This is a genomic window from Rothia sp. P100 (genome assembly GCF_023712425.1).
Taxonomy (GTDB): domain Bacteria; phylum Actinomycetota; class Actinomycetes; order Actinomycetales; family Micrococcaceae; genus Rothia; species Rothia endophytica.
The window spans coordinates 224,457-250,276 of the sequence record NZ_JAMAYG010000003.1; the positions used below are offsets into that span (position 1 = coordinate 224,457).

Consider the following 25,820-nt stretch of genomic DNA (forward strand, 5'->3'; position numbering starts at 1 on the left):
CCTCCACTATCTTTTTTTAGATTTTTTCTGCATTATCACTTTTTGAACCGGTTCAAATATGCAAAGATGGTGTTTGTTCTTACAAATTGCCCCCATGGGGCATCCGACTCCCCCGCTTACCCAGCGGGCAAAACCACCAGGAGTTTCCGTGTCATCTAAGGAAATCTCAGTAGCAGTTATCGGCGCTGGAATGGCAGGTCAAGGCCATGCCTTTGGCTACCGTATGGCAAGCGCGATCCACAACTCCAACCTCCCTAAGGTACGCCTCGCTGCAATCGCCGACCCAAACCTTCCACTTGCACAAGAAGTTGCGGCTCGTTATGGCTACGAAAAGGTCTACGCAGACTGGACCGAAGTTGCCAATGATCCAGACATCGACGCCGTCTCCATCGTGGTCGGCAACGCCCTGCACCTTCCCATTGCTAAGGGCCTACTGGAAGCAGGTAAGCATGTTCTCTGCGAAAAGCCTCTCGCCGGTACCATCGAGGATGCAGAGGCAATGGTTGAACTCGAAAAGCAATACGGTGAACAGCTAATTACCGCTGTTGGTTACACCGTTCGCCGAACCCCGGCACTCAACGCCATCAAAACAAAAATCGACAATGGGGACTTTGGGCCGGTGGCAGGTTTCATTTCTAACTACCTGTGTGACTATGGTTCAGATGCAGAAGCTCCCATGACCTGGCGCTACCGCGGCGGCCCCGGCTCCGGCGCCCTGGGAGATCTGGGTTCCCACACCATTGACACCGGAGAACAGCTCAATGGCAAGGTAGTCTCGGTACGCGGCGCCTACCTCTCCAATACCATCACCACCCGTCACCTACCCGCCGGCGCGGTAGTGGGCCACGGGAGGGTGAAGCTGTCAGAGGAAACTGAAGAAGTAGGCAACGAAGACACCGCGACCTTCACTTGCATGTTTGAAAATGGGGCAGTGGGCACCTACACCATCTCCCGGGTTGCCTACGGTAACCCCAATGGGCAGACCTATCATGTTTACGGACCGCAAGCGCAAGCTGCGTGGGACGTACTGCGCCCGGCAGAGTACATGTACAACGATGCTGCGGCACCTGCTGATACAGCTGGCCCTCGCACCGTCGTCATCAATAACCACACCCCTAACTACGCCAGCTCGCTGGCAATGGACGCCCCCGGCGTGGGTTATAACTACAGCCAGAACTTTGCCTTCCAGGCTCGCGCCTTCCTTGAACAGGTTGCCGGCATCAACGGGCACCTGGAGCCCTGCGCCACCTTTGCCGATGGCCTTCATACCCTGAAGGTCATTGCGGCGATTGCAGAATCTGCAGATAAGAACGGGGCAGAGATTCACCTAAACTAGAGGAGAACGGTTACCAGAAGAGCACCCCATCTCTTACAGTCATCCGTGCCAGATGCGCCTGCGATGGTTACCGCAGGCGCTTTTGCGCACCCTCAGCACAATGTATTTTCCACTTACCCCAACCCACAGAGCTAAAGATTTTGACCCTTCGAACAACATCTAGCAGACCGCTATAAAAATAATTTGACGACCCACGCTAGTAGTATTGTCAATATGTTAGGACATATGTATAGTGTTTTGTGACACAGATGTTACGCAGGTTATATAGAGACCTACACTCCATTCACTGTCACTGCAGACACAAGGAGCCTCAATGAAAATTGCACTGGACCCCACCCCCTTCCACCACAGCCACTCACTGCTGGAGTTCCCCAAGGTCGCTAAAGACATGGGCTTTGACTACCTACAGATGACCCCTCATAGGGACTTCATTCCCTTCTACAACCACCCCAAGGCAGACGATGACCTCGTCCAAAAGCTTGCCCGAGCAGCAAAAGATGCTGAAGTAGAAATTGCTTCCCTTCTTCCCGTCCTACGATGGTCCTCCCCTGATCCCGATGCCCGCGAAGCTGCGGTGCGCTACGGTAAGCGGGTTCTGCAGATTGCAGTTGACTTGGGCGTGCAGCAGATTGGTACCGAGTTTTCAGGCCGCCCTGAGATGGCGGAAGAATCAGAGCGTGCCTTCTACCGCACCATGGAAGAGCTCCTACCCATCATTGAGCGCGAAGGCCTGCACCTTGCATTTGATCCGCACCCCGATGACTTTGTAGAAAACGGTCTTGAAGCTTGGCGCGTTATCCGCGGCGTCAATTCCAAGAACCTGGGCATGGTCTACGTTGCTTCCCACACTTTCCATATGCAGGAAGAACCCCTGGAAATCATGCGAGAAACAGGCGATCGCATCCGCATCGTCCATGTTTCTGATACCATGAACCACCACGCCTCCCATGGTCTTCGCTACATCACCAACCCTCCCGGCAACCCCGTGCGCGTGCATCAGCACCTCAAGATTGGTGACGGCGACGTCAATTGGGATGAGTTCTTCCACGGACTAGCCGAAATCGGCTTCCTCGATGACCCCAACACTGTCATGGCATCCTCCGTTTTTGCAGAAAACGAAAACGCCATAGAAGTTTCCAAATATCAATCACAAACCATTCGCGAACTCACTGAGCGCGCACGCAGCGGCAAGTAAGCCGCCCGTCAGAAAGAGGCACCAATATGTCTTCTCACGCACCCAGCACAGCTGAGGCAAATCTGCCGCCGCTGACCAAAGGTCCCCATTCACGCCGCCTCGGGCAGGTCGCAACGGTAGCGACACTGGGCGGTCTGCTCTTCGGTTATGACACTGGTGTCATTAACGGTGCTATTCAGCCCATGACCGCTGAGCTAGGTCTTGAAACTAGCCACATCGGTGTGATTACTTCGTCACTGCTCATTGGTGCGGCCGTCGGCGCGCTCACTATTGGTAAGATGGCGGATGCTATGGGACGCCGGGTCACCATCCTCTTCCTCGCAGCGCTCTTCTTCTTTGGCTCAATTGCCTGCGCTATCGCACCGGGGCTGGGCATCCTCATCATCGGTCGCGTGCTCCTCGGGCTTGCCGTGGGCGGTGCCTCCACCGTGGTACCTGTCTTCCTTGCCGAACTAGCACCCTACGAAATCCGCGGTTCGCTCTCAGGCCGTAACGAAATGATGATCGTGGTGGGCCAGCTTGCTGCCTTCGTCGTCAATGCGATCCTGGGTAACGTCTGGGGCGATCATGACCATATCTGGCGTATCATGCTCGCAGTCTGTGCTATCCCGGCAGTCTTCCTCTTCATCGGTATGCTTCGGATGCCCGAGTCACCCCGCTGGTTGATCACTAAGGGCCGGAAAGAAGAAGCCTTCGCTATTCTTGCTACCATCCGCTCAGAAGAGCGCGCAGCAGCCGAAGTTCGTGACATCGAGCGCACCCTGGCTTCAGAGGAAACCATGGTTTCCCCCTCCATCTCTTCCATGCTGAAGGACAAGTGGATTGTCCGCATCCTCTTTGTGGGCGTCGCCCTCGCTGTATTCCAGCAGCTCACCGGCATCAACTCGATCATGTACTACGGTTCAATCGTGCTTGAAGAAGCCGGCTTTGCCGCGAATGCAGCACTGATCGCTAACATCGCCCCCGGCGTCATCGCAGTTATCGGTGCTTTCATCGCACTGTGGATGATGGAAAAAATCAACCGCCGTACCACCGTCATCACCGGCTACTCCCTGGTGACCATCTTCCACCTACTCATTGGTTCCTCAGCCCTCTGGTTGCCTGAGGACGCCGCAATCCGCCCCTGGGTGCTGTTGGTTCTTATCGTTGGCTTCGTAGGTTCTATGCAAACCTTCCTGAACGTTGCTACCTGGGTTCTCCTTTCGGAGATTTTCCCTCAGCAGATTCGCGCTTTCGGTATGGGCTTCGCCGTCTTCTGCCTGTGGTCCGTGAACGCAATGGTTGCTTATGTCTTCCCCATTGCGCTGGAAGCAGTTGGTCTGAACAACACCTTCTTCGGCTTTGCCGCTATCAACGCAGTTGCTGTTCTGGTGATGATTAAGTTCCTGCCCGAGACCCGCGGCAAGAGCCTTGAAGAGGTTGAGGTCGGCGTTACCACCGGTGCTATCTACATCGTAGAACCCAAGAAGTAGAGCTCACTCCAGCCGCTTGCTCACAGGCACTCTAGCAACGGTTTCTGTCGCTCACCACTACCCGTTTTCTGCGGGGCACTCCGCTCCAGGAGTCCCCCGCAGAAAACGGGTTATTTTTTGGTATTATCGTTTCCCCAGAAATAGTTTCTCACCTCCCTCTACTTTTCAGTTCTCCCTCTTAACTTCTTCTCATAATTGATACCCTCAGCGCTATTTCCTTGCTTTAGCTTACAAGCTAGCGGTTGCTCAACACACTCAACGTAAAAAGTCCTTTCCGCATAAAAAAGACCACCGTCTACGTTTAGGTAGACGGTGGTCGTCCTATGGTGTGGGGTGCCGGTGAAAGCTGAAGCCGGCTCTTACCCCAGCTTTTAACCTATTTGTACAGGTCAGGCTTCTGGTTGAGGCTAACCTCAACAATCTTGCCGGATGCCTCAGCTTCAATACCAGCTTCACAGCAAGCAGCAGCTGCGTAGCCATCCCAAGCCGAGGGGCCCACCTGGGTGCCCGCCAGTGAAGCGTCCACCCAAGCCTGAACCTCGGCGTCGTAAGCATCAACGAAACGGGGCTCAAAGCTTTCACACACCTGATCTTCGCCTACAGATACGTGCCGCTCTTCGAAGATACCCTTAGTGGTCACAGCATAACCATACTGTGCAACCACGTGGGTGTTAACGGTCACGAGGATTCCACCCTCAGTTTCGATAAGTACCTGAGCAGGGTCGTTCAAATCTGCCGAAGCGTACTTGCTCTTCTTACCTGCGCGTACCTGCACATTTTTGATTTCTTCACCGGTGAGGAAGCGGATGACGTCAAATTCGTGCACCACGGTGTCGTCAATGAGATTCCGTCCGGTGTAGGAGGCAGGCACATCGGGGTTGATGTGTTCGCAGGACAGCTGTAGCAACTCACCGTGCTCCCGGCTTTCAACCAGAGAGCGAATCTGCTGGTAGCCCGCGTCAAAACGGCGCATAAAACCTACTTGCACCAGTCGCTTACCCGCCTCGACCTCAGCCTGAACAATTTCCCAGGAGGACACCGAATCGGTAGTCATCGGCTTCTCACACAGGATAGGCAGACCCTTCTTGATAGCTGGCAACAGCACGGGAAGGTGTAGGAAACCGGGGGTAGCAATTAGCACTGCATCAAACGCATCTGCTTCAAGTGCAGTTTCAAAATTAGTAAAGACCTGGGCCCCCTCGATACCCTGAACCGCCTGCTGTGCCTTCTCCTCATCAATGTCGATGACGGCAGATACCGCAGCGTTGTTAATGGTTGAGTGAATGCGCTTAATGTGGTCATAGCCCATGCGGCCTGCACCAACGACACCAATTCGAAGTTCGTTAGCCATGAGTTGTTCTCCTCTAGAGAGTAGGTAGAGCGCGGACGCCGCGGTGACGGCATCCGCGTAAAAGGTTAGAGTGTTAGGAAATCACGGTGCGGGAGCCGCAACCGAGCAGGTACTGCTTAGTGCGCTTAGCAATAGGCAGCGGAGTATCGAAACTATTGACGGGGTACATATCTTGCTCCACGATGCCATAGAGGGGGCGACCTAGCTTCTCTGCAGCTTCAATGACCTTGGAAAGGTCCGGCAGACCGTGGGGAGGCTCGCACATAACACCCGCAGCGGTAGCGTCCTTGAAGGTCATATCTTCAGCGCGAACCTTAGCCAAAAGCTCAGGATCAACCTGCTTGAGATGCAAGTAGCCAATGCGATCGGGGTACTTTTCGATGAGTTCTACTGATGAAGCGCCACCGTATTCTGCGTGGCCGGTATCCAGGCACAGGGTGACAAGTTTGGGGTCAGTAACCGCTAGGAACTTTTCAATATCAGCCATAGTTTCAACATGAGAATCAGCGTGAGAATGGAACTGCTGGAACAAGCCGAAGTCGCGTTGCAAGGTCTCACCCAGGCGGTTATGGCCAGCTGCCAGATCATCCCACTGCTTATCAGTCAGCACACGAGACTCAAGAGCTTCGCCGGTCTTATCATCACGCCACAAAGCAGGAATAACGACGATATGCTGAGCGCCCATAGCGGCAGTAAGTTCTGCGACCTTGCGGGCAGGTTCCCAGGCGATGTCCCACTGGTCTACGCCGCGGTGGAATGCGGTAAATACGGTACCTGCTGATACCTGAAGGTCACGTTCTTTGAGTTCTTTAGCGAGAGTCTCGGGGTCTGCGGGTAGGTAGCCGTAAGGGCCAAGTTCAATCCACTTGTAGCCAGCCTCAGCGACCTCGTCCAGGAAGCGCTGCCAGGGGGTCTGTGCGTCGTCTTCAGGGAACCAAACACCCCAAGAGTCGGGGGCGGTGCCAATGATGAGCTTGTTCTCGGTCATGCTCTTTTCCACGCTTTCATCGTTGAAAATCTTGCCGGTATTCGGCGAGTGGCTGATTCACTCCCAACCACAATATGTACTGACATACTATCAAACACTAGTGCCTGCGGTCACTGTCTGTTGAGCAAAGTATGGAAGAAAAATACCAGAATCCGTGAAGACAAGACTGCCACCGTGCGCAAAAAGAAACGCAGGTGGCAGTCTAGCTATTTTCCTCAGCAAAGAGGATGCTCGGTACTTCTAGCCCTTATGACGAGACTCAAAATTGAAGGAAGCACCTGAGGCATCCTTACGCTCCGGAAAGCGCTGGGTAACAGCCTTGTTACGGGTGTAGAACCGCAGGCCATCTTCGCCGTAGACATGGTGTTCACCGAAGAGCGAGTCGTTCCAACCACCAAAGGAGTGGTTAGCCAGCGGCACGGGAAGGGGTACGTTCACACCGACCATACCAACCTTGATATCGCGGGTGAACTTACGGGCTGCATAGCCCGAATCGGTAAAGATGCAGGTACCGTTGCCAAAGGGGTTGGAGTTGATCACCTCGATACCCTCTTCCAACGAATCCACACGAACGACAACCAGCACGGGGCCAAAGATTTCCTCGGCGTAAGCGCTCATCTCTCGTTTGACGTGATCGATCAGGGTGGGGCCAACAAAGAAACCATTTTCGTGGTCAGCAACCACCAGGTCGCGGCCGTCCACAACGATAGCTGCACCATCGGTCTCAGCTTCAGTGATGATGCGCTTGACGCGGTCACGGGAAGCTTCGGTGATGAGCGGGCCCATGTCGGCACCTGCCTCCATACCGTTAGCTACCTTTACTTCGCGAGCCTTAGCAGCTACACGCTCTACTACGGTGTCAGCAGCGTCGCCAACAGCAACTGCTACTGAAATCGCCATGCAGCGCTGACCGGCAGCCCCAAACGCAGCGGCGGTCAGGTGATCGGTCACCACGTCCATGTTGGCATCGGGCAAGATCAATGCGTGGTTCTTAGCGCCACCCAATGCTTGAACGCGTTTGCCGTTAGCGGTCGCAGTGGCGTGGACGTACTGAGCGATGGGGGTTGAACCAACAAAGGAAATGCCGTCTACATCCTTATGGTTGAGCAGACCGTCTACCATTTCCTTGCCACCGTGCAGAACATTGAAGACACCGGCGGGCAGACCTGCTTCTTCCCAAAGCTTCGCCATGAAGTTGGCAGCACCGGGGTCACGCTCTGAGGGCTTCAAGATGAAAGCGTTACCGGCTGCGATGGCAATGGGAGCCATCCAGAGCTGGATCATTACAGGGAAGTTGAAGGGGGTGATACCTGCAACCACGCCCAGGGGCTGGCGCAGGGAGAAGGCGTCAATGCCGGTTGCTGCCTGGGGGGTGTAAGTACCGGAGATGTGGCTGGTGATACCGCAGGCGTACTCTACGATTTCCTGGCCGCGGGCAATTTCACCCTTGGCGTCAGAAAGCACCTTACCGTGCTCGCGTACAACCAGTTCAGCAAGTTCGTCAGTGTTAGCGACCAGCAGTTCGCGGAACTTGAAGAGGATGGCGGTGCGGCGTGCCAGGGAAAGTTCACTCCAGCTAGCAGAAGCGGTCTTTGCAGCTACTACTGCTGCCTGCAACTCAGGGTCCCCGCCCAGGTGCAGGGTGCCGATGGTTTCACCGGTAGCGGGGTTCAGGATGTTCTGGCGTTCGGTGCCAGCGCTGGCAACTTCTTCGCCGTTGATGTGGTGCTTGACTTCGTAAGTCATGATGTTCTCCTTGTGATTTTCTTGGGGAGTAAAACTTGTGGTTTTCCGATACCCGGACTCCACCGGCAATAAGGCCGCCGGGGAGCGCGGGATCGGTAGGTTAGAAGTAGTTACGTTGCTTGGTCTTCCAGTCAGCGTAGGTTTCATAGGCTCTCTGGGTTGACTCGATCTCTGAAGCGCCGGTCACCGGAACATCCCACCATGATTCTGATGAAGGTGCATCCAGCATGGGGTCGGACTCGACGTAGATGACGATGGGGCCTGATCCTTCGGGCGATGCCTTAGCTTCAGCAACAGCTGCCATGAGGTCTTCGCGTACGTTCTCACCCGGAGCTACACGGATAACTCGAACACCCAGGGATTCAGCGTTGGTTGCGAGGTCGATGGGCAGCTTCTCACCGTGGTCAAAGCTGTGCTTTTTAGCGTCGTGCATGCGGTACTTGGTGCCAAAGCGCTGGGAGCCCAAGGACTCAGATAGAGCACCGATGGAAGCATAGCCGTGGTTCTGAATCAGAACGGTAATCAGCTTAATTCCTTCGGCAACAGCGGTAACCAGCTCGGTATGCATCATCAGGTAGGAGCCATCGCCCACCATGACCACTACATCGCGGCCGTCGTCGGTTGCAAGCGATGCTCGCTTAACACCCAGACCGCCGGGGATTTCGTAGCCCATGCAGGAGTATGCGTATTCAACGTGGTAGCCAAAGGGATCCTTGACCCTCCAGAGCTTGTGCAGGTCGCCGGGCAATGAGCCAGCAGCACAAATGACTACGTCTCGGTCGTCCATAGCCTCGTTGACTGCACCAATAATCTCGTTCTGGCTCATCAATGGACGGTAGCGCTCGGCAAAGGCAGCATCTGCAATGGCATCCCAGCGCTCTTTCTCTTCAACAACCTGGGTTGCCTGCTCGTCGCTCACCCTGTAGCCGCTCATAGCATCGTTGAGCTTGACCAGTGCCTTACGGGCATCAGCAACAACGGTCAGGGAAGTGCCCTGCTTATAGGCATCAAAGGAAGCCACGTTGATGTTCACAAAGCGTACATCTGGGTTCTGGAAGGCAGTGCGGGAAGCAGTGGTAAAGTCCTCGTAGCGGGTACCGATACCGATGATGAGGTCGGCATCGTGAACCAGTGCATTCGAGGCGGTAGAACCGGTAGAACCAACAGCGCCAAGGCACAGTGGGTGATTCCAATCCATGACGCCAACACCTGCCTGGGTGTAGGCAACGGGAATGCCAGTAGCTTCAGCGAACTTCTTGAGCTCATCGGTTGCAAATGCATAGTGAACACCGCCACCTGCAATAATGACAGGTTTCTTTGCAGATCGGATAGCTTCAATAGCTGCGCGGATCTCTACGTCCTCAGCCTCGGGGCGGCGAATGCGCCACTCGCGGGGTGCTAAGAATTCTTCGGGAACGTCAATCAGTTCAGCCTGGACATCCTGAGGCAAAGCAATAGTGACCGCACCGGTTTCAACGGGATCAGTCAACACGCGCATACCGTTCATCAGTGACGCAAAGACCATTTCGGGGCGCCAAACGCGGTCAAAGTAACGGGAAACCGGGCGGAAGATGTCGTTGACAGTGATGTCGCCGGCATCCGGGCGCTCCAGCTGCTGCAACACGGGGTCAGCCGCACGGGTAGCAAACTGATCCGAGGGCAAAAGCAGGGCTGGTAGGCGATTCGTGGTTGCCAGCGCCGCACCGGTCACCATATTAGAAGAACCGGGGCCAATAGAGGTGGTTACTGCGTAGGTCGCACGGCGGCGGGTATGGCGGGCATAGCCCACAGCCTGGTGAACCTGGGCCTGCTCATTGCGGCCCTGGTAGTAGGGCATAACTTCGGGTTCGAGCTCCTGGAACTGACGCAAAGCCTGGCCCACACCAGCAACATTGCCGTGGCCAAAGATGCCAAACATGCCGGGGATAGTGCGCTCGCGGTAGGTCTCCCCGCCGACTTCGTCGACGGTGTACTGGTTGCCCAGAAACTTTACGACCGCCTGAGCCACTGACATTTTTTGAGTTGCCATGATCTTCTTTCTCGGTTTCAGATCTAAAAAGTAGGTTGGTTTTACGCTGAAGTGTTCAGCAGGGAAGCCGCGGTTGCCACAGCAGCGGCGACGTCGCCGTCTTCGGGGTAGAGCAGGGTTCTACCCACGGTTAGCCCCTGCACGCCGGGCAGCTTAAGCGCCGCTTCCCAGGTGTCAAAGACCTCGTCTGGTGAGCCGCTGGGGTCACCACCCAAAAGCACCGTAGGTAGGGTAGTGGACGCCATCACGCGCTCCATCTCATCTACAACCGGTAGCTTCATCCAGGTATAAGCACTGCTAGCACCCAGAGCGCTGGCGATACCTACAGACTTGATGACGGCGTCCGCGCTCAGGTCGTTTTTGATAGCACCGTTCACGGTCTCCGAGATAAAGGGCTCAACCATGGCGTACATGCCGCGCTCCGCCAAAGAATCAACTGCCTTTGCAGTTGCCTCTAAAGTTGCCACGGTTGCGGGGTCGCCGTAGTGGATGCGGGTGAGCATCTTGCCGCCATCAGCTCCCAGCTTCTCCAGTGCCTGAGCAGTATGACCGGTGAAGCGGTCATCTATCTCGTTAATGAGCCCGGAGAGACCACCTCGGTTCATGGAACCAAATACCAGCTTGCCCTCCAAGGCGCCGAGTAGCAGCAAGTCATCCAGAATGTCGGGGGAAGCAAGTACGCCATCCACTGCCGGATTTGCTAGAGCAACCTGTAGGCGATCCAGCAAATCCCGGCGATCAGCCATTGCCAGCGCGTTGTCGCCCACCTTGTTGGCTCCGCGGGCAGGGTGGTCAGCTGCAACAATAAAATTCTGATTGCCATAGACGGCACCGGGGTGGCGCTTGCGGCTGGACGCTGCGCGGAAAACCGCCTGAGGGTCTTCTAGCCGGGTGCGGTTCAGGTGCTCATACCGCCTGGGGTCGCGTTCTTCGTTGAGGTTAATGGTCATAACGTGTTCCTCTTGTTCCTGGGGCGATTAGAAACCGCGGCCGCGTTCTTCGAGCAGTGCCTTAACTTCCGTTTCAACAGGCATAGCTTCTGAGCAGGCAATCTGGGAGGCAACGATAGCGCCAGCTGCGTTAGCGAAGTCGAGAACTTGCTGCAGGGGCCAACCGGAGATGATGCCGTGAGTGAAGGCGCCACCGAAGGAGTCACCTGCACCCAGACCGTTAGCAGTTTCAACGGGTACGGGAGCAGAAACAATACGCTCAGTGGCGGTCTTTGCCATAACGCCGTTAGCGCCCATTTTTACCACGGCAATCTTGACGCCAGCTTCCAGCAGACGATCTGCCTGATCATCGGGGGTACCATCGCCTACTGCAGTGGCGCACTCTTCACGGTTACCAATAGCAATAGTTGCGTACTTGAGTGATTCCTTAGCCGCTGCAGTAGCATCCTGCGGATTTTCCCAGAACATGGGGCGGTAGTCCAAATCCAGAATGGTGTGCTGACCTTCTGCAAGTTCTTCGCGGGGGCGTGATGCATGGGCGTGGAGCTGAGCTTCACGAGCAGGTTCCTGGCACAGACCGGTGAGGGTGGTCCAGAAGATTCGAGCGTTCTTTACGGCTTCGGTATCGACCTGTTCCTTGGTAATCTGCAGATCAGGTGCAGTGGGGAAACGTCCGTAGAAGTAGAGGGGGAAGTCTTCTGGGGGCTTGATGGCACAGAAGGTAACGCAGGTTTGTAGGCTTTCATCCACCAGCACGTTGGCGTCATCCGAGCCGTAGCGGTTCAGTTCACGGCGCAAAAAAACGCCAAAGGGATCGTTACCCACACTAGTAATCACCGAGGTCTTGTGCCCATATTTTGCAGCAGCTACAGCCACGTTTGAGGGGGAGCCACCCAGGTACTTGCGAAAGGTGGTGACGTCTTCAAGACCGACGCCGATATCATCGGGATAAACATCTACACTGATGCGGCCCATGGTCAGCAGCTCGTACATTCGGTGTCCTTTACTAGCTTTGCGTGGTTCGGCTTCTTGCCGAGGAGGTCTACTACTAGCGTGCACTATGTTACTTTGTCCTGTCAATCTTTGTACTAACATATTGACAAAATTCCTTTATCTTTACAGAATGTTGGTGAGTCAAATAATAAGAAGGCTCAGATAAGACCTCCGGGCACCTAACAACCGACTATCATGCACCTCAGGGTGCGCCCGGCGTTCATTTTGAACCGTTCCAATTACTTGATTCGAACGCCGCTTTTCAAAGGAGAAACCTATGAAACTTGGTGTCTACAGCGCAATCTTGCACGACCGCCCCCTAGAAGAAGCACTGGGTATCGTCGCTGACCTCGGCCTCTCAGGTTACGAACTCAACACCGGAGGCTTCCTACCCCCGGCACACGTACCCGTAGACGAAATACTCGAAAACTCCGAACTCGCAAAGGACTACCTTGCCAAGTTCGAAGCATCCGGTGTGGAAATTGCAGGCCTCAACTGCAACGGCAACCCCCTGCACCCCAACCCCGAAATCGGAGAAAAGCACGCAGAAGACCTCCGCAAGTCCATCCGCCTAGCACCCCTTCTGGGCCAGACCCGCGTGGTCACCATGAGCGGCCTGCCCGGCAGTGAGCCAGGAACCAAGCACCCCGCCTGGCACGTCAATGCATGGAACTCTGGCACCCTGGATTCCATGGACTACCAGTGGGACGTCGCGGTAAAGTTCTGGAGCGAGATTGAAGAACTCGCCGCGGAGAACGGCGTCAAGGTAGCTCTCGAACTCCACCCACAGAACCTGGTCTTCAACCCACCCACCGCTAAGCGTCTGGTAGGGCGCATCGGCGCTAAACACATCGGCGTTGAGCTAGATGCCTCCCACCTCTTCTGGCAGCAGATGGACCCCGTCGCGGCAGTGCGCTGGCTGGGCGATCTCACCTTCCACTCAGCAGCTAAGGACGTGCGCATCAACCGCGAGAACGCCGCGATTTACGGTGTTCTGGACGAGCGCTTCCGCCGCCTCTCCCCCGAAGAGAACCGCGTCAATCTTGGGGGCGACGAATGGGTCAACGAGTGGCCCCAGGATTCCGCCTGGGACTTCGTGGCAGTGGGCGTTGGACACGATGCAGCCTACTGGGCAGAGTTCATGAAGGCTCTTTACGAGGTAGATGAGAACATGTGGGTCAACATCGAACATGAGGACACCTCTATGGGCCCCATCGAAGGTCTGAAATACGCTACACGTACTTTGTTAGAGGCCGCCGACATCGCTGGCATCAAGGTCACCTAGTACCGTCGAATTATGCAATTCGACCCCCCTCCCTTTGCCCCAGAGCAGGGAAGGGGGTTTCTAACCAGCGCAGAGCCTCAACAGCACTGCACCGTAACACCCAGAGCTGCCCTAAGCCAACCGATTCTCTTTGGTAGACCTGAGATATTCTAACGCTCCTTTTCTTATGTGGGAGCCTACCGGTGAACCGCCACATAGATGCGCGCCGTGATTCCCAGGTAACGTTCAGACTTATTGAATGTGAGCTGTAATATATCCTGTATGACTGAGAACGGTAACACTCCCACCCCTGAAAATAATCCCCCCAACACTCAAAGCTACGGTTCTTACGGTTCCCAAAGTGGCATCTCGCAGAACGGCGGGGCTTACCAGCAGCCCTACGGCGCTCCTACCTACGGCACACCGGCAAGTGACCCCCAGCAACCCGGCGGTAAAAAGCCCAAGAATATTGTTGGCATCGTTGCCCTGGCACTTTCTGCCCTTGGTTTTGTGCTGGGCCTCTTCCCCGTAACAGCCCTCTTTGGATGGCTTCTACTCTTTGCCGGTTTCGTAACAGGTATCGTGGGCCTTTTCCAAAAGTTGAAGGAAAAAATCACCTCAATTATCGCTATCGCACTTTCAGTGGTGGGCACCATTGCCTCAATCATTGCAATTGTTGTTTTCGCGGCAAATACCTTTGCAAATGACCCCGAGTTTGAACAGATGATACAGGACGCTCAGGCCTCCGTATCTGCTGCAGTAACCCCCAGCGCATCAGCAACAAGCCCCAGCGCGGCTGCAGAAACCTCACCACCGGCGGCACAAGCCTCAACAGGTACAGTAGAAACCAGCTCCGCTGTAGAACCAACGTCTGCTGCAGCTGATAATAACGCAGCAGCAGATGTGCCCCGCCAGCACACCAACGCCCTCAAAGAGGCCCGCAGCTACCTTGAATTCTCGTCTTTCTCTTACGCGGGGCTCTACGACCAGCTGACCAGTGAGTACGGTGGAAAGTACCCAGCAGAGGCTGCCCAGTACGCTATGGACAATCTTGAAGTTGATTGGAATGCTGAAGCGCTTGAAAGTGCTGAAAGCTACCTTGAATTCTCAGCATTTTCTTATGCAGGTCTCTACGAACAGCTCACCAGCGAATACGGGGAACAGTTCACTCCTGAAGAGGCCCAATACGCCGTCGATAACGTTGAGGCCGACTGGAATGCTGAGGCACTTGAATCAGCTCAGTCGTACATGGAATTCAGTAGCATGAGCGACGACCGCCTCTACGAACAGCTCACCAGCGAATACGGGGAACAATTCACTGCTGAACAGGCCCAGTACGCTATGGACAACCTCTAATCTCAGACTAAAAGCCGCCCCCTCTTTCCTTGAAACTAATCTAGGTAAGAATTGGGCGGCTTTTTGGTGTCCGCTTCGTCGGCGTAACCCAAAGCTTCACCGACATGACCTAAGAACGTGCCGGTGAAGCTTTGGGTTGCACCGGCAAGCGAGCAGAGCTTAGAAGGGTGCGATTTTAGGCGGCGCAGGGAAGATGGCGTCCAGCTGAGCCAAATCGCCCTCGCTGAAGCGAGTAGCTATGGCGGCAGCGTTGGTGCGCACCTGGTCGATGGTGGTAGCACCAGCAATGACCGATGACACCGGGCGTTGCTGGGCCAGCCAAGAGAAAGCAACCTGCACCTCGGTCAGTCCGCGCTCGGCGGCAAACTCCGAGAAAGCACGCATCTGATCCCAGTCTGTCGAGTCCAGCAATTCGGGCTTGATGCGGGTCAGGCGCCCTTCAACAGCGTCTTTACCGGGGTTATATTTACCGGTCAGCAGACCGTTAGCCAGGGGGAAGTAGGGTAGGACGCCCAGGCCAAACTCGCGGGCAGCGGGCAGTACTTCTAGTTCAGCGCGGCGGTCCAGCAGATTGTAATGGTTCTCTGCGGCGATGTAGCGAGTGCCTAATTTCTTGCCGATATATTCCGCTTGGGCTATCTGCCAACCGGAGTGATTGGAGCTGCCAATATAGCGCACTTTGCCCTGCTCAATCAGAGTGGCAAGTGCTCCCAGGGTTTCTTCCACGGGGGTGACGGGGTCGGGGGTGTGGTGGAAGTAGAGGTCAATATAGTCAGTGCCCAAGCGACCCAAGGACGCTTCGATAGCGCGCATGATGTAACGCCGGGAACCTCTCACCCCGTGGTCAGTACCGTTGGCGCCATCCATATCCATGCCAAATTTAGAAACAATCACGATTTCGTGCCGGTCAATGCCGGTGTCTTTGAGCGCCTGACCGAACATGGTTTCAGATACCCCAGGTCGAGCCCCGTAAATATCGGCAACATCAAAGAGAGTGATGCCCTGCTCCACGGCGGCTGCCAGCACATCGTTGGTGCCGGTCTGAGTTTCGGTGGCGGTTTTGCTTCTACCCAGGTTGTTACAGCCCAGGCCCACGCTCGAAACGGTTAGCCCGCTGTTTCCCAGTTGACGATACTCAATGCTCATACCTCTACCCTAGGTATAAGTCTTCAATCTTACAAAACCCGGTGGTACTCAGGGAAAAAGTCCATGAGTACCACCTCGTAGAAAGTTAAGAACATCAGATTAGAGAGTATGAAGTAGGGCCTAGTTTATGGTGGCAAACTCCCCAGTATCAGCAACTCCCAGAGCGTTGACTCCTGCGGTAGGTTGAATCCAGCTTGCAGCCTGACTCAGCAAAGAATAGTTAGATTGAGCGTTGATATTACCGCCTGGGGAACGATCACCGGTGGAGCATACAGCTACAATTCGGCCATTAATCACCAAAGGTCCACCCGAGTCCCCTCGGTTTACTGCACCAGAGACACCCCGCAATTGACCTGCGGGACCACCATAGGCATCAATTGAAGGACCCTCTACCTGCACTGTTGCCATACGTAGGCTAGTCGTAGGTTGGTCATAGGCCCCCAGCCCGTAACCCACGATAGTTCCAGTATCACCAGTGCGTGGACTGTAGCTAAAATCCAACCTAGCGTAGCTTGGAAGAAAAACTGATCGGTCTAGTTGAACCAAGGCAATATCTCCACTGGGAGCCGCATAGACTCTACTGGCCCTGACGACTGTAACGGGGTTGAGCTGGTCATTGGAGTGATAGACCTGCATGTTGGAGGCACCATCGATGCAGTGTTTTGCTGTCAGAACCCATTGTGCGTTGAGTTGTTCACCGGTACAACTGTTGATTCCATTGCTGCCGGTCACATTGAACCGGAGCTGGGCAGCCCAAGGACTCGTGGCTACTGAACCACCAATAATATTCGGAGTCGCACAAGAATTGGTATCTGTATGCGTTCCAGCGGTAGCCACTGCTACGGAGCTGAAAGAAATTGCACACGTCGCGGCGAGCACGGTGCAGAACTTTTTAATCGAAACCATGATTACTTTTTAATCGAAACCATGATTATAAAACCTTTCAAGAAAAGTAATTTTCTGGGTAACCACTCTGATGTATCTAAGAACAACCAGGGGGTGATTGGCAAATTTTCGAAAAATCGCGGATTTCATCCCCTGAAAAAAGCTCCACTCTCACTCAAAGAAACCGGTGCGACCTTTACATATCATCGCAGTAAAGCCCGAAATATTACTGTCATGTGTCTCAACACACCCGACACAAAGTCAAAAAGCTACACAGAGCGGCGGTTTCTTGCCAGCGCCCTGTCTGCGCTTTTAGTGTAGAACCATCAAATCTATCCAGAGCGACCGAGAGACCTAGCTCGATGACGTCGCAGCAACCACCCCTGACGGGAAAGGTGCTCCTGCTAGGACCGATAGAGTGCATCACCAGCGGTCCACCCCCCGCACTGTGTGGCGCCCTCCCGCCACCAATGGGAGCGGCCACCGCATTCTTTCGGGTCTACCCAACGACCTGTAAGGAAACCATGAGTACCTATACACCGGCGCTCTCCTACGAACTCTTCCCACCGCGAAGTTCTGCCAGTTGCGAGAGTCTGCTGACGACTATCGACCAGCTGGCACCCACCAACCCTGACTATGTGTCGGTGACCTATTCCGGTGACCGGGCTCGTAAGCAGAAAACCCTGGCCCTGCTAGACCATCTGGTTCATGAAACCCGGCTCACTCCCCTGGCTCACCTCACCTGTGTGGGGCACACCGCCGAGGAGCTGGAAGCTGCTGTTCGCCGTATTCTGGCGATCGGCGTCCGCGGATTTTTAGCCCTGCGCGGCGACCTGCCGCCAGGCAGCACGCAGGCCCCCGATATCCCCTTTGCCCGGTCCCTGGTTGACCTCATCCGCCGGGTAGAGACCCAGGACTTTGCCCACCTAGCGGCAGGACGCGTGGCAGTGGGGGTAGCTGCCTACCCCTCCCGACACCCGGAGTCCAGCTCGGAACTGCAGGATATTGAAATTCTGCTCTCCAAGGAGCGGGCGGGGGCTGACTTCGCTATCACCCAGGTTTTCTTTGAGGCGACCCGCTACGAATCCCTGGTGCAGCGGGCCCGAACCGCAGGGGTAACCCTGCCCTTGATTCCGGGCATCATGCCGGTCACCAGCCTGCGCAGGCTCACAACCCTCTGCTCGCTAGCGGGTCTGCCCGTGCCCCAGCAGCTGGCCTACGACCTGGAAACCGCGAGCGGGGCCGCCCAACGGCACCGTATCGGGGTGGAGTTCAGCGTCCGCCTGCTCCAAGAATCCCTCGACGCCGGTGCCCCCGGCATCCACTTCTACACCTTCAATGAACACGCAGCGGTGCTGGACGTTCTCGAGCAGGTTGACCTGCCCCGCTACAGCACCCGCTTTGAAAACCCCCTGGCCGAACTGACCTACGCCTAAAAAATATCGACCTAAAGACCTTATAGAAAGACACCACCATGACCACCGTTTTCCCCACCGCAACCATCACCGGCTACCCCCGTATCGGCGCCCGCCGCGAACTCAAGCGCGCTGTTGAAGCCTACTGGGCGGGTAAGTCCGGCCAGAAGGAACTGAAGCAGACCGCCCAGAAGATTCAGCAGGACGCCTACCGCACCCTTACCGAACGCGGCCTGACCGACGACTACGCTATTCCCGCGGACTTCTCCTTCTACGACCAGGTGCTCGATACCACCCGCCTCTTCACCGCCCTGCCCGCCCGCTTCGAATCGGTACGCGACGGCCGCGGCCTGATTGACCTGGACGGCTACTTCGCCCTGGCTCGCGGCACCGAGCACCTGCCCCCGCTGGAGCTGACCAAGTGGTTCGACACCAACTACCACTACCTGGTGCCAGAAATCGGCCGGGCCACCGGCTTTACCCTCAATACTGAAGCTCTCGACGACCTGCTGGCAGCCGCTGAGGCGGCGGGGACATCCGCCCGCCCCAGCATCACCGGCCCCCTCACCTACCTGCTCCTGGCGAAAGCTGAGGACGGCTCCCCCGCCGACTTCGCGCCCCTCGACCGTCTAGCAGACCTGTTGCCCCTCTACCGAGAACTGCTCGCCCACCTGGCCAGCCGCGGTGTGCGCTGGGTTCAGTTCAACGAGCCCGCCCTGGGTGCTGACCAGGCTGTGAGTGAAGCCGAGCTGGTGCAGCTCATTGAGAAGACCTACGGGGAGTTCACCCAGCTCTCTGACCGCCCCTCCCTGCTGGTCACCAGCCCCTACGGCAACCTGACCGGTCTATTGGAACCCCTGGTTACCTCGGGCGTAGAGGCCCTGCACCTTGACCTGGTATCTACCGGTTACGATCAGGACGCTCTCGCCCGCCTCTTCGGCGGCGATTCGGCTCCCCTGCTGGTGGCAGGTGTAGTGAACGGCCGCAATATCTGGCGCAACGACCTGGCAGCCTCCCTCCACACCCTGCAGGCGGTGGGGGCGGCGTCCGTCTCGACCTCGACCTCCCTGCAGCACGTGCCCTACGACCTTGACCTGGAAACCGGGCTCGACCAGAAACTCACCAGCTGGCTGGCCTTTGCCCACCAGAAGGTCAGCGAAGTTACCGTGCTCGCTCGAGGGCTCGCCGAAGGGCCCGAGGCTATCGCCACCGAGGTTGAGCAGGCCAAGGTAGCGCTAGTAGCGCGCGCCCAGTCCAGCGGAGTCAACGACCCCTGCATCCGCGAGCGCACCCTCTCCATTACCCCCGAGAACTACGAGCGTCCGTCCGCTCAGGTGCGTCAGCAGGCCCAGGAGGACCTGAATCTGCCCCTGCTGCCGACCACCACCATCGGGTCTTTCCCGCAGACCGGTCATATTCGCTCCCTGCGTGCGGACTACCGCAAGGGTGCGCTGACCAGGGAAGAGCTCGATGCCCACCTGCGAGAGGAGATTCGCTGTGCGATTGACTTCCAGGAGCGCCTGGGGCTGGATGTGCTGGTACACGGTGAAGCTGAGCGTAACGACATGGTGCAGTATTTTGCGGAGAACTTTGACGGATTTGCGCCGACCGAGCACGGCTGGGTGCAGTCCTACGGGTCGCGCTGTACCCGCCCCTCGATTCTGTGGGGTGATGTGAAGCGTAGCGGTGCGGGTACTCGCGGTGAGGCCTTTACGGTGCCGTGGATTAGCTTCGCGCAGCGGCAGACCGATAAGCCGGTCAAGGGTATGCTCACCGGCCCGGTGACGATTCTGGCGTGGTCGTTTGTGCGTGATGACCAGCCTCTGGCGGCGACCGCTACGCAGGTTGCGTTGGCCCTGTCCGATGAGATTGCCGACCTTGAGGCCGCAGGAACCCGCATTATTCAGGTTGATGAGCCCGCCCTGCGCGAGCTGCTCCCCCTGCGTGCCGAAGACCAGGCAGCCTACCTCGACTGGTCGGTGGGTGCCTTCCGACTGGCGACCTCGCAGGTTGCCGACTCCACCCAGATCCACACCCACCTGTGCTACTCGGAGTTCAACGAGATTTTTGGGGCAATCGATGCCCTGAACGCCGATGTCACCTCGATTGAGGCAGCCCGCTCCCGTCTGGAGCTGCTGGCCGATGTGCCTGAAAGCTTCGACCGCGGCATTGGTCCCGGCGTGTGGGATATCCACTCCCCGCGTGTGCCCCAGGTCGATGAGATCGAGAAGCTGCTGGCTACTGCCCTGGAACATATCCACACCCGTCAGCTCTGGGTTAACCCCGACTGCGGCCTGAAGACCCGCGCCTACAAGGAGACCAAGGCTTCCATCGAGTCTCTGGTTGCCGCTACCGAGGCTGTACGAGCCAGCCTCACCGTAGCGGTCTAGGCGTAAGCAAAAGGACGCCGCCCCCGCCCTCCCTGCCGCCTGGCAGGAGAGTGGGTGGCGGCATCCTTGCATCCGCGAAACGCAGGTGCGGCCTTAGTGGGCCATAGGGGCGCTTCCTGCGGCCTGCTTTCCGGCGGGCAGAAGCAGGGCTACCACGATAGAAGTCAGCGACATAAAGGCTGCTACCAGGAAGGCCAGGTGCACACCGGCCATGTAGGCCTCTACGCCGGTGCCGCCGTGGGCAGCCGACCCGATACCCATCAGAGCCACAAACAGGGCGGTCGATGCGGCGCCAGAGACCTGCTGGAAGGTGGTCATAGCGGAGGAACCAAAGGCGGTCAGCTCACCGGATAAGGAACCCAGCCCCAGGCCCATCATGGGGGTGTTGATGAAGGGCAGGGAGAAGGTCATGAGCACATAAGTGGCAATGATGTACCACTGCGGGGTGGTCTGAGAGAAGGTGCTCATCAGCCAGATAGAACCAGCCAAGAGAACTGCGCCGGGCAGAACTAGAGCTCGTGCACCGAAGCGGTCAGACATGCGTCCTACCAAGGGGCTGAGCACCGCCATGAGTACGCCGCCGGGCAAAAGCATGAGGCCGGTCTGCAGGGCGCTTACGCCCAGCACGTTGGCGGTGTAAAGCGGGATCAGGATGGAGGTGCCCAGCATGACGCCCATGCCGATGGAAGTCATAAGTACCGTCAGGGTGAAGGAACGGGAACGGAAGATCCGCATGTCCATGAAGGGGCCGCGATCTTGCAATTTGAGCTGACGCCAGACAAAAATTGCCAGAATGATAGCTGCTGAAATCACAATAACCCAGGGGTTAACGGGCAGGTGGGCACCACCGTGGGCTGAACTACCGCCCATAGAAGAAAGACCTAGCACAAGGCCGCCGAAGCCCAGGGTAGAAAGCAGCATGGAGAGCGCATCCAGCTTCTGGTTACTACCGGTGGGAGCATCCGCGGGGGCTAGCTTCATACCCACCAGCAGGGCGGCAATACCGATGGGAAGCACTAGCCAGAAAAGCCAGCGCCAGGTTCCCATACCCAGAATCAGACCAGAAACGGTGGGGCCCATAGCGGGGGCAGCAGAGATTACCATGCCGATAATGCCCATGGCCTGACCAATTTTGCTGGGGGCTACCATGCGCATCATGGTGGTCATGAGTAGCGGCATCATTACACCGGTACCCGATGCCTGCAGCACGCGGCCGGTCAACAGCATGCCGATACCGGGCGCGGTTGCTGCCACCAGGGTACCCAGCGAAAAGAGCAGCATGGCACCCATAAAGACAGTACGAATAGAGAAGCGGGAAATAATGAAGCCCGACGCTGGGGTCACTACTGCCATAGTCAGCATGAAACCGGTGGAAGTCCACTGGGCGGTGGAAGCGGTTATGTTGAGGTCTCGCATGATTTCAGGTAGCGCAACGCCGAGAAGGGTTTCGTTCAGAATGAGAACGAAACCAGCGATGACCATAATGGCAAGTAGCAGGAACTCAGCTTTTTCCAGCTTGTGCGCTACCGGCATCGATGCGGTAGGCGGGGAGGAATTAACCGCTTTTTGAGCACCCGTTTCAGGAGTGGGTGATGGTGTATGCGTGGAAGACATAAGGCTAAAGATTACAGCCTTTGGAGCGAGCGCATAAGTGGGTCTTGCTCACAGTACTTGCTTCTCACATGAGAACTTTTCGACCGTAATAGGTTAATACTCTCTCTTTTTAACCCCTTTGGGGAAATTGTTTTTAGGGGTGGCAGTGACTGTAAAAGCAGGGTGTGCCACTCACGCTGACAGCCAAACGGCGAGTAACAAGCCGCCTGGCTACGCTCTGCCGCCCTAAACTGGGGGTTATGACACATTCCGGTATTGACACCAGCTTCCTAAACCCAGAGATTGCCCCCGGCGATGACTTCTTCCGCCATGTTAATGGCACCTGGTACGACTCCCACGAGATCCCCGCTGATCGTTCACGTGACGGCGGCATGTACACACTGCGCGATGAGGCAGAGAAAAATGTACGCACCATCGTAGAGAAGTTCGCTGCTAATCAGCCCTCTTCACGAATTGGCGCCCTTTATAGCTCCTTTATGGACACTGAGAAGATTGAGGCGGGCGGGGTAGAGCCCCTGCTGGCCGAGGTGCAGCCGGTGCTTGAGGTTTCCACCCCCGAGGCTTTCGTCAGGGTCATGGGTGAGTTGGACGCCAAGGCGGGCCACGGCTCCGCCTTCGGCTGGTACACCAGCATCGACGCAAAGGACCCCGAGAAGTACGTGGTCTACCTGGCGCAGACCGGGCTGGGCCTGCCCGATGAGTCTTACTACCGCGATGAAAAGTACGCTGAACTGCGCGACGCCTACACCGCTCACATGGGCCGCATGTTTGAGCTGACCGGTCTGGCCGAACCCTTTGGTCTCAGCCCCCAGGACGCTGCTCAGGCGGTCATGGCGCACGAGACCCTGCTGGCCTCCCACCACTGGGATAACGTCAAGAACCGTAACGCTGACCTGCGTTACAATCCCGTAGCTGCCGCTGACCTGGACACCACGTTCCCCGGCTTCCCCTTTAGCGTCTGGATTGATGCCATGGGTTCCTCCACCGAGCAGTGGGGCACTGTAATCGTCAGCCAGCCCTCCTACTTTAAGGCAGTTGCACAGATGTGGACTAGCGAGCCGCTCTTCATCTGGAAGCTCTGGTACATCTGGCACATGGCGCACAGCCGCGCTCCTTACCTGACCGAAGCGGTTGTTGAAGAGAACTTCGATTTCTACGGTCGCACGCTCTCTGGTTCTGAAGAACTGCGTGACCGCTGGAAGCGCGGCGTTGGCCTGGTTGAGAACGCCCTGGGTGAGGAGGTTGGCAAGGAGTACGTTGCCGTTCACTTCCCGCCGGCTCATAAAGAGAAAATGCTGGCCCTGGTGGACGACCTGCTAGAGGCCTACCGCCGGTCGATTACTGACCTGGACTGGATGACCAATGAGACCCGCGAGCGTGCTCTAGAGAAGCTGGGCAAGTTCGTCACCAAGATAGGTTACCCCGATAAGTGGCGTGATTACTCAGAGCTGAGCCTGACCGATGATCTCTTTGAGAACCTGCGCCGCTCTGCTTTCTTTGAGCACGAGTTCCAATTGGGTCGCATTGGTCAGCCGGTGGATAAGACTGAGTGGCTGATGACTCCGCAGACCGTCAATGCCTACTACATGCCCCCGGCTAATGAGATTGTCTTCCCGGCAGCGATTCTGCAGCCGCCCTACTTTGACCCCGAGGCTGACGATGCGGTCAATTACGGTGCTATTGGCGGCGTGATTGGCCACGAGATAGGCCACGGTTTTGATGACCAGGGCTCTAAGTATGATGGCACCGGTGCACTGAATAATTGGTGGACCGATGCTGACCGCGAGGAGTTCACCCAGCGCACTGCTACCCTGGTGGACCAGTACAACGCTTACACCCCGGATGGCCTAGATGCTGAGAAGTTTAAGGTCAACGGTGAGCTGACCCTGGGTGAAAACATTGGTGACCTAGGCGGTCTTTCTATAGCCCTTAAGGCATATAAGATTGCTCTGGAACGCCAGGGGCTGACCCTTGAAACCGCCCCCGAGATGGACGGCATGAGCGCTACCCAGCGGGTTTTCTACTCCTGGGCGCAAGCATGGCGCATGAAGACTCGACCCCAGACTGCCGAGATGTTCTTGGCAGTGGACCCCCACTCCCCCGAGAAGTTCCGCGTCAACGGCGTCGTGCGCAACATCGATGAGTTCTACACCGCCTTTGATGTTCAGCCGGACGCCAAGCTTTACCTGGCACCCGAGGATCGCGTGCGCATCTGGTAGCGAGCCGACGCTTCTGCTGATATAAATCTAAGGACGCCGCACACTAACTGTGCGGCGTCCTTTCACCTTAGAAGCGAGGGCAGGCTATGCCATAGCGGGTGCGTCCCAGAGGTTCAGCACGGTGCCAACGCCCTTGCGCACGGCGTTGCGGTAGACCACAGTACCCCAGGCGACATCCTCAATAGGCATGCCACCCACGGAGTAGACGGTGATTTTCTCTTCATCATCCTGCGGCTCGGGGTGATTGAGTGCCTCACCCAAATCGCGCAGGCGCTCGGCAGGGATCAGGCCGTTGTGCACGCGGTCGTTGAACTTACAACCAATGATTGAGACATAGTTATGGGAGGCTCCGGGTTCGGTTTCTTCAGCCCAAGCGTCGTACATGCCGGCGTTATCGACCAGTAGACGCACGTCGTCTTCAAACATCCCTTCATCCAAGTTGCAGGCAGCGGGCATGGCGAAGAAAGCGCCGGGCTTGACCCATTCGCGGCGCACGGTGGGGTAGGTTTCGGGGTCGCCCACGTGAATGGAGGTGCAAAAGGTGACGATGTCAGAATCGCGCACAACTTGCTCTAGTTCTTCTACCACTTCCACAGTTTTGGTGGGGTACTTGTCCTGCGCCCATTCAATGAAGCTCTCAATACCCTTGGTGCTACGCCCCAGCACCTTAATGTGCTCCACGGTGGGTCGGGCATCGATGAGGGCAGCTACGGTTGCCTTGGCAATAACGCCAGGACCTAACAGGCCGAGCACCTTGGCGTTTTTGGGGGCGTAGTGGCGGGCGCCGACGCCGGAGGTGCAACCGGTGCGGTAGGCAGAGAGCAGGTTGGCGCTCATGTAGGCAAGAGGGGCACCAGTCACGGTGTGGTGCAGGGCCAGCATGAGAATGGAGCGGGGTAGACCCTGCTCGCGGTTACTCACATTAGAGCCGTAAGACTTCACACCGGTCATGCGGAAGGAGCCGCCCAGGTAGGCGGGCATGGTGACAAAACGGCGGTCGGGGCCGTCCGCGGGCATACCCTCGTGCGTGGGGTTGATAGGGAACTGCACCTTGGAGCCATGGGATTCGCCCAGGTGACCTGCCATGCGGTAGTCGCCGCGGGCGTGCAGTGCCAGGGTTTCTTCCATGGCGTCGATGCAGGCGGTGACATCTTCAACGCCGGCTGCGATCATGTCGGTTTCGCTGAGATAGCGGAATTCGGCTGCGGGGTAGCCGGGGTTCAGTTCAGCATCGACGGCTGCTTTGAGGTAAGCATCGTTAGTGGGCAAGCGGGGGCACCTCGTGATTGTGTGGTAAAGATTTAGACGACTTAATCTACCATCTTTGAGAGCGCGAGATAAGAGAGTTTCTAGGCACAGCGACCGCTCATCTTCTGGTTGTAGAGGTATGCGAGCAGAGATTGCTTGTTAGGTGCAGAAGGCGGAATCTACAGATATTGAACTTAAGTACAAAAACAAGTACTCCACTTCT

The 25,820-nt window shown here is 56.7% G+C and carries 19 protein-coding genes and 1 riboswitch; of the genes, 9 read left to right on the top strand and 10 right to left on the bottom strand.

What is annotated here, in order from left to right:
* Positions 1-148 precede the first annotated feature (148 nt).
* The 3 genes from M3668_RS08260 (at position 149) to M3668_RS08270 (ending at position 4,003) form a co-directional block, all read left to right on the top strand.
* Positions 149-1,336, top strand: a complete 1,188-nt coding sequence (locus M3668_RS08260; protein ID WP_251380369.1) for a Gfo/Idh/MocA family protein — start codon at positions 149-151, stop codon at positions 1,334-1,336.
* Positions 1,337-1,649: 313 nt separating this feature from the next.
* Positions 1,650-2,531 carry a sugar phosphate isomerase/epimerase family protein gene (locus tag M3668_RS08265; RefSeq protein WP_251380370.1) on the top strand — a complete coding sequence of 294 codons (882 nt, stop codon included), beginning with the start codon at positions 1,650-1,652 and terminating at the stop codon, positions 2,529-2,531.
* Between the two features lie 26 nt (positions 2,532-2,557).
* Positions 2,558-4,003, top strand: coding sequence for a sugar porter family MFS transporter (locus tag M3668_RS08270; protein ID WP_251380371.1), 1,446 nt, complete (start codon positions 2,558-2,560; stop codon positions 4,001-4,003).
* Between the two features lie 376 nt (positions 4,004-4,379).
* Here M3668_RS08270 and M3668_RS08275 read toward each other — a convergent pair whose 3' ends face one another.
* The 6 genes from M3668_RS08275 to iolC all read right to left on the bottom strand — a co-directional run bounded on the left by M3668_RS08275 (position 4,380) and on the right by iolC (position 12,060).
* A complete protein-coding gene (locus M3668_RS08275; RefSeq protein ID WP_251380372.1) occupies positions 4,380-5,354 on the bottom strand; it encodes a Gfo/Idh/MocA family protein in 975 nt (324 codons plus the stop codon).
* Positions 5,355-5,427: 73 nt separating this feature from the next.
* Positions 5,428-6,342, bottom strand: a complete 915-nt coding sequence (locus tag M3668_RS08280) for a sugar phosphate isomerase/epimerase family protein (protein ID WP_251380373.1) — start codon at positions 6,340-6,342, stop codon at positions 5,428-5,430.
* 240 nt (positions 6,343-6,582) lie between these two features.
* The gene (locus tag M3668_RS08285) at positions 6,583-8,088 is read right to left on the bottom strand and encodes a CoA-acylating methylmalonate-semialdehyde dehydrogenase (protein WP_251380374.1); all 1,506 of its coding nucleotides are present in this window, start codon (positions 8,086-8,088) and stop codon (positions 6,583-6,585) included.
* 100 nt (positions 8,089-8,188) lie between these two features.
* Positions 8,189-10,102, bottom strand: a complete 1,914-nt coding sequence (iolD, locus tag M3668_RS08290) for a 3D-(3,5/4)-trihydroxycyclohexane-1,2-dione acylhydrolase (decyclizing) (RefSeq protein WP_251380551.1) — start codon at positions 10,100-10,102, stop codon at positions 8,189-8,191.
* A gap of 56 nt (positions 10,103-10,158) precedes the next feature.
* A complete protein-coding gene (locus tag M3668_RS08295; RefSeq protein ID WP_251380375.1) occupies positions 10,159-11,067 on the bottom strand; it encodes a Cgl0159 family (beta/alpha)8-fold protein in 909 nt (302 codons plus the stop codon).
* A 27-nt stretch (positions 11,068-11,094) separates the two neighbouring features.
* Complete coding sequence (gene iolC / locus M3668_RS08300) at positions 11,095-12,060, bottom strand: 5-dehydro-2-deoxygluconokinase (protein ID WP_251380376.1); 966 nt, start codon at positions 12,058-12,060, stop codon at positions 11,095-11,097.
* A 277-nt stretch (positions 12,061-12,337) separates the two neighbouring features.
* On the opposite strand from iolC, the gene M3668_RS08305 reads away from it, so the two are divergent.
* Positions 12,338-13,345: a sugar phosphate isomerase/epimerase family protein gene (locus tag M3668_RS08305; protein ID WP_251380377.1), complete on the top strand. Its 1,008-nt coding sequence runs from the start codon at positions 12,338-12,340 to the stop codon at positions 13,343-13,345.
* Positions 13,346-13,606: 261 nt separating this feature from the next.
* Positions 13,607-14,680: an Ltp family lipoprotein gene (locus tag M3668_RS08310; protein WP_251380378.1), complete on the top strand. Its 1,074-nt coding sequence runs from the start codon at positions 13,607-13,609 to the stop codon at positions 14,678-14,680.
* Positions 14,681-14,839: 159 nt separating this feature from the next.
* Here M3668_RS08310 and M3668_RS08315 read toward each other — a convergent pair whose 3' ends face one another.
* Together M3668_RS08315 and M3668_RS08320 are read right to left on the bottom strand one after the other, a co-directional pair.
* Positions 14,840-15,826, bottom strand: a complete 987-nt coding sequence (locus M3668_RS08315; protein WP_251380379.1) for an aldo/keto reductase — start codon at positions 15,824-15,826, stop codon at positions 14,840-14,842.
* Positions 15,827-15,946: 120 nt separating this feature from the next.
* Positions 15,947-16,732, bottom strand: a complete 786-nt coding sequence (locus M3668_RS08320; protein WP_251380380.1) for a S1 family peptidase — start codon at positions 16,730-16,732, stop codon at positions 15,947-15,949.
* Here M3668_RS08320 and M3668_RS08325 point away from each other — a divergent pair.
* From M3668_RS08325 to metE, 3 genes are all read left to right on the top strand, one after another.
* A complete protein-coding gene (locus M3668_RS08325) occupies positions 16,643-17,032 on the top strand; it encodes a hypothetical protein (RefSeq protein WP_251380559.1) in 390 nt (129 codons plus the stop codon). The two genes, M3668_RS08320 and M3668_RS08325, sit on opposite strands and share 90 nt — an antisense overlap.
* Positions 17,033-17,040: 8 nt before the next feature.
* A riboswitch (SAM riboswitch) is annotated at positions 17,041-17,131 on the top strand.
* 104 nt (positions 17,132-17,235) lie between these two features.
* Entirely contained in the window at positions 17,236-18,147 is a 912-nt protein-coding gene (locus M3668_RS08330) for a methylenetetrahydrofolate reductase (protein WP_251380381.1), read from the top strand.
* A gap of 38 nt (positions 18,148-18,185) precedes the next feature.
* A complete protein-coding gene (gene metE, locus M3668_RS08335) occupies positions 18,186-20,516 on the top strand; it encodes a 5-methyltetrahydropteroyltriglutamate--homocysteine S-methyltransferase (protein ID WP_251380382.1) in 2,331 nt (776 codons plus the stop codon).
* 93 nt (positions 20,517-20,609) lie between these two features.
* Here the strand turns inward: metE and M3668_RS08340 are convergent, their stop codons facing one another.
* A complete protein-coding gene (locus tag M3668_RS08340; RefSeq protein WP_251380383.1) occupies positions 20,610-22,130 on the bottom strand; it encodes an MDR family MFS transporter in 1,521 nt (506 codons plus the stop codon).
* A gap of 239 nt (positions 22,131-22,369) precedes the next feature.
* Between M3668_RS08340 and M3668_RS08345 the strand changes: the two genes are divergently transcribed.
* The gene (locus tag M3668_RS08345; protein WP_251380384.1) at positions 22,370-24,349 is read left to right on the top strand and encodes a M13 family metallopeptidase; all 1,980 of its coding nucleotides are present in this window, start codon (positions 22,370-22,372) and stop codon (positions 24,347-24,349) included.
* Between the two features lie 84 nt (positions 24,350-24,433).
* Here M3668_RS08345 and M3668_RS08350 read toward each other — a convergent pair whose 3' ends face one another.
* Positions 24,434-25,618 carry a tyramine oxidase subunit B gene (locus M3668_RS08350; protein WP_251380385.1) on the bottom strand — a complete coding sequence of 395 codons (1,185 nt, stop codon included), beginning with the start codon at positions 25,616-25,618 and terminating at the stop codon, positions 24,434-24,436.
* Positions 25,619-25,820: the final 202 nt, after the last annotated feature.

Excerpts from the sequence above, each read along its gene's own strand:
- M3668_RS08265 (WP_251380370.1), top strand. The coding sequence starts at position 1,650 with ATGAAAATTGCACTGGACCCCACCCCCTTCCACCACAGCCACTCACTG.
- M3668_RS08270 (WP_251380371.1), top strand. The coding sequence starts at position 2,558 with ATGTCTTCTCACGCACCCAGCACAGCTGAGGCAAATCTGCCGCCGCTG.
- M3668_RS08275 (WP_251380372.1), bottom strand. The coding sequence starts at position 5,354 with ATGGCTAACGAACTTCGAATTGGTGTCGTTGGTGCAGGCCGCATGGGC.
- M3668_RS08280 (WP_251380373.1), bottom strand. The coding sequence starts at position 6,342 with ATGACCGAGAACAAGCTCATCATTGGCACCGCCCCCGACTCTTGGGGT.
- M3668_RS08285 (WP_251380374.1), bottom strand. The coding sequence starts at position 8,088 with ATGACTTACGAAGTCAAGCACCACATCAACGGCGAAGAAGTTGCCAGC.
- iolD (WP_251380551.1), bottom strand. The coding sequence starts at position 10,102 with ATGTCAGTGGCTCAGGCGGTCGTAAAGTTTCTGGGCAACCAGTACACC.
- M3668_RS08295 (WP_251380375.1), bottom strand. The coding sequence starts at position 11,067 with ATGACCATTAACCTCAACGAAGAACGCGACCCCAGGCGGTATGAGCAC.
- iolC (WP_251380376.1), bottom strand. The coding sequence starts at position 12,060 with ATGTACGAGCTGCTGACCATGGGCCGCATCAGTGTAGATGTTTATCCC.
- M3668_RS08305 (WP_251380377.1), top strand. The coding sequence starts at position 12,338 with ATGAAACTTGGTGTCTACAGCGCAATCTTGCACGACCGCCCCCTAGAA.
- M3668_RS08310 (WP_251380378.1), top strand. The coding sequence starts at position 13,607 with ATGACTGAGAACGGTAACACTCCCACCCCTGAAAATAATCCCCCCAAC.
- M3668_RS08315 (WP_251380379.1), bottom strand. The coding sequence starts at position 15,826 with ATGAGCATTGAGTATCGTCAACTGGGAAACAGCGGGCTAACCGTTTCG.
- M3668_RS08325 (WP_251380559.1), top strand. The coding sequence starts at position 16,643 with ATGCGTTCCAGCGGTAGCCACTGCTACGGAGCTGAAAGAAATTGCACA.
- M3668_RS08320 (WP_251380380.1), bottom strand. The coding sequence starts at position 16,732 with ATGGTTTCGATTAAAAAGTTCTGCACCGTGCTCGCCGCGACGTGTGCA.
- M3668_RS08330 (WP_251380381.1), top strand. The coding sequence starts at position 17,236 with ATGAGTACCTATACACCGGCGCTCTCCTACGAACTCTTCCCACCGCGA.
- metE (WP_251380382.1), top strand. The coding sequence starts at position 18,186 with ATGACCACCGTTTTCCCCACCGCAACCATCACCGGCTACCCCCGTATC.
- M3668_RS08340 (WP_251380383.1), bottom strand. The coding sequence starts at position 22,130 with ATGTCTTCCACGCATACACCATCACCCACTCCTGAAACGGGTGCTCAA.
- M3668_RS08345 (WP_251380384.1), top strand. The coding sequence starts at position 22,370 with ATGACACATTCCGGTATTGACACCAGCTTCCTAAACCCAGAGATTGCC.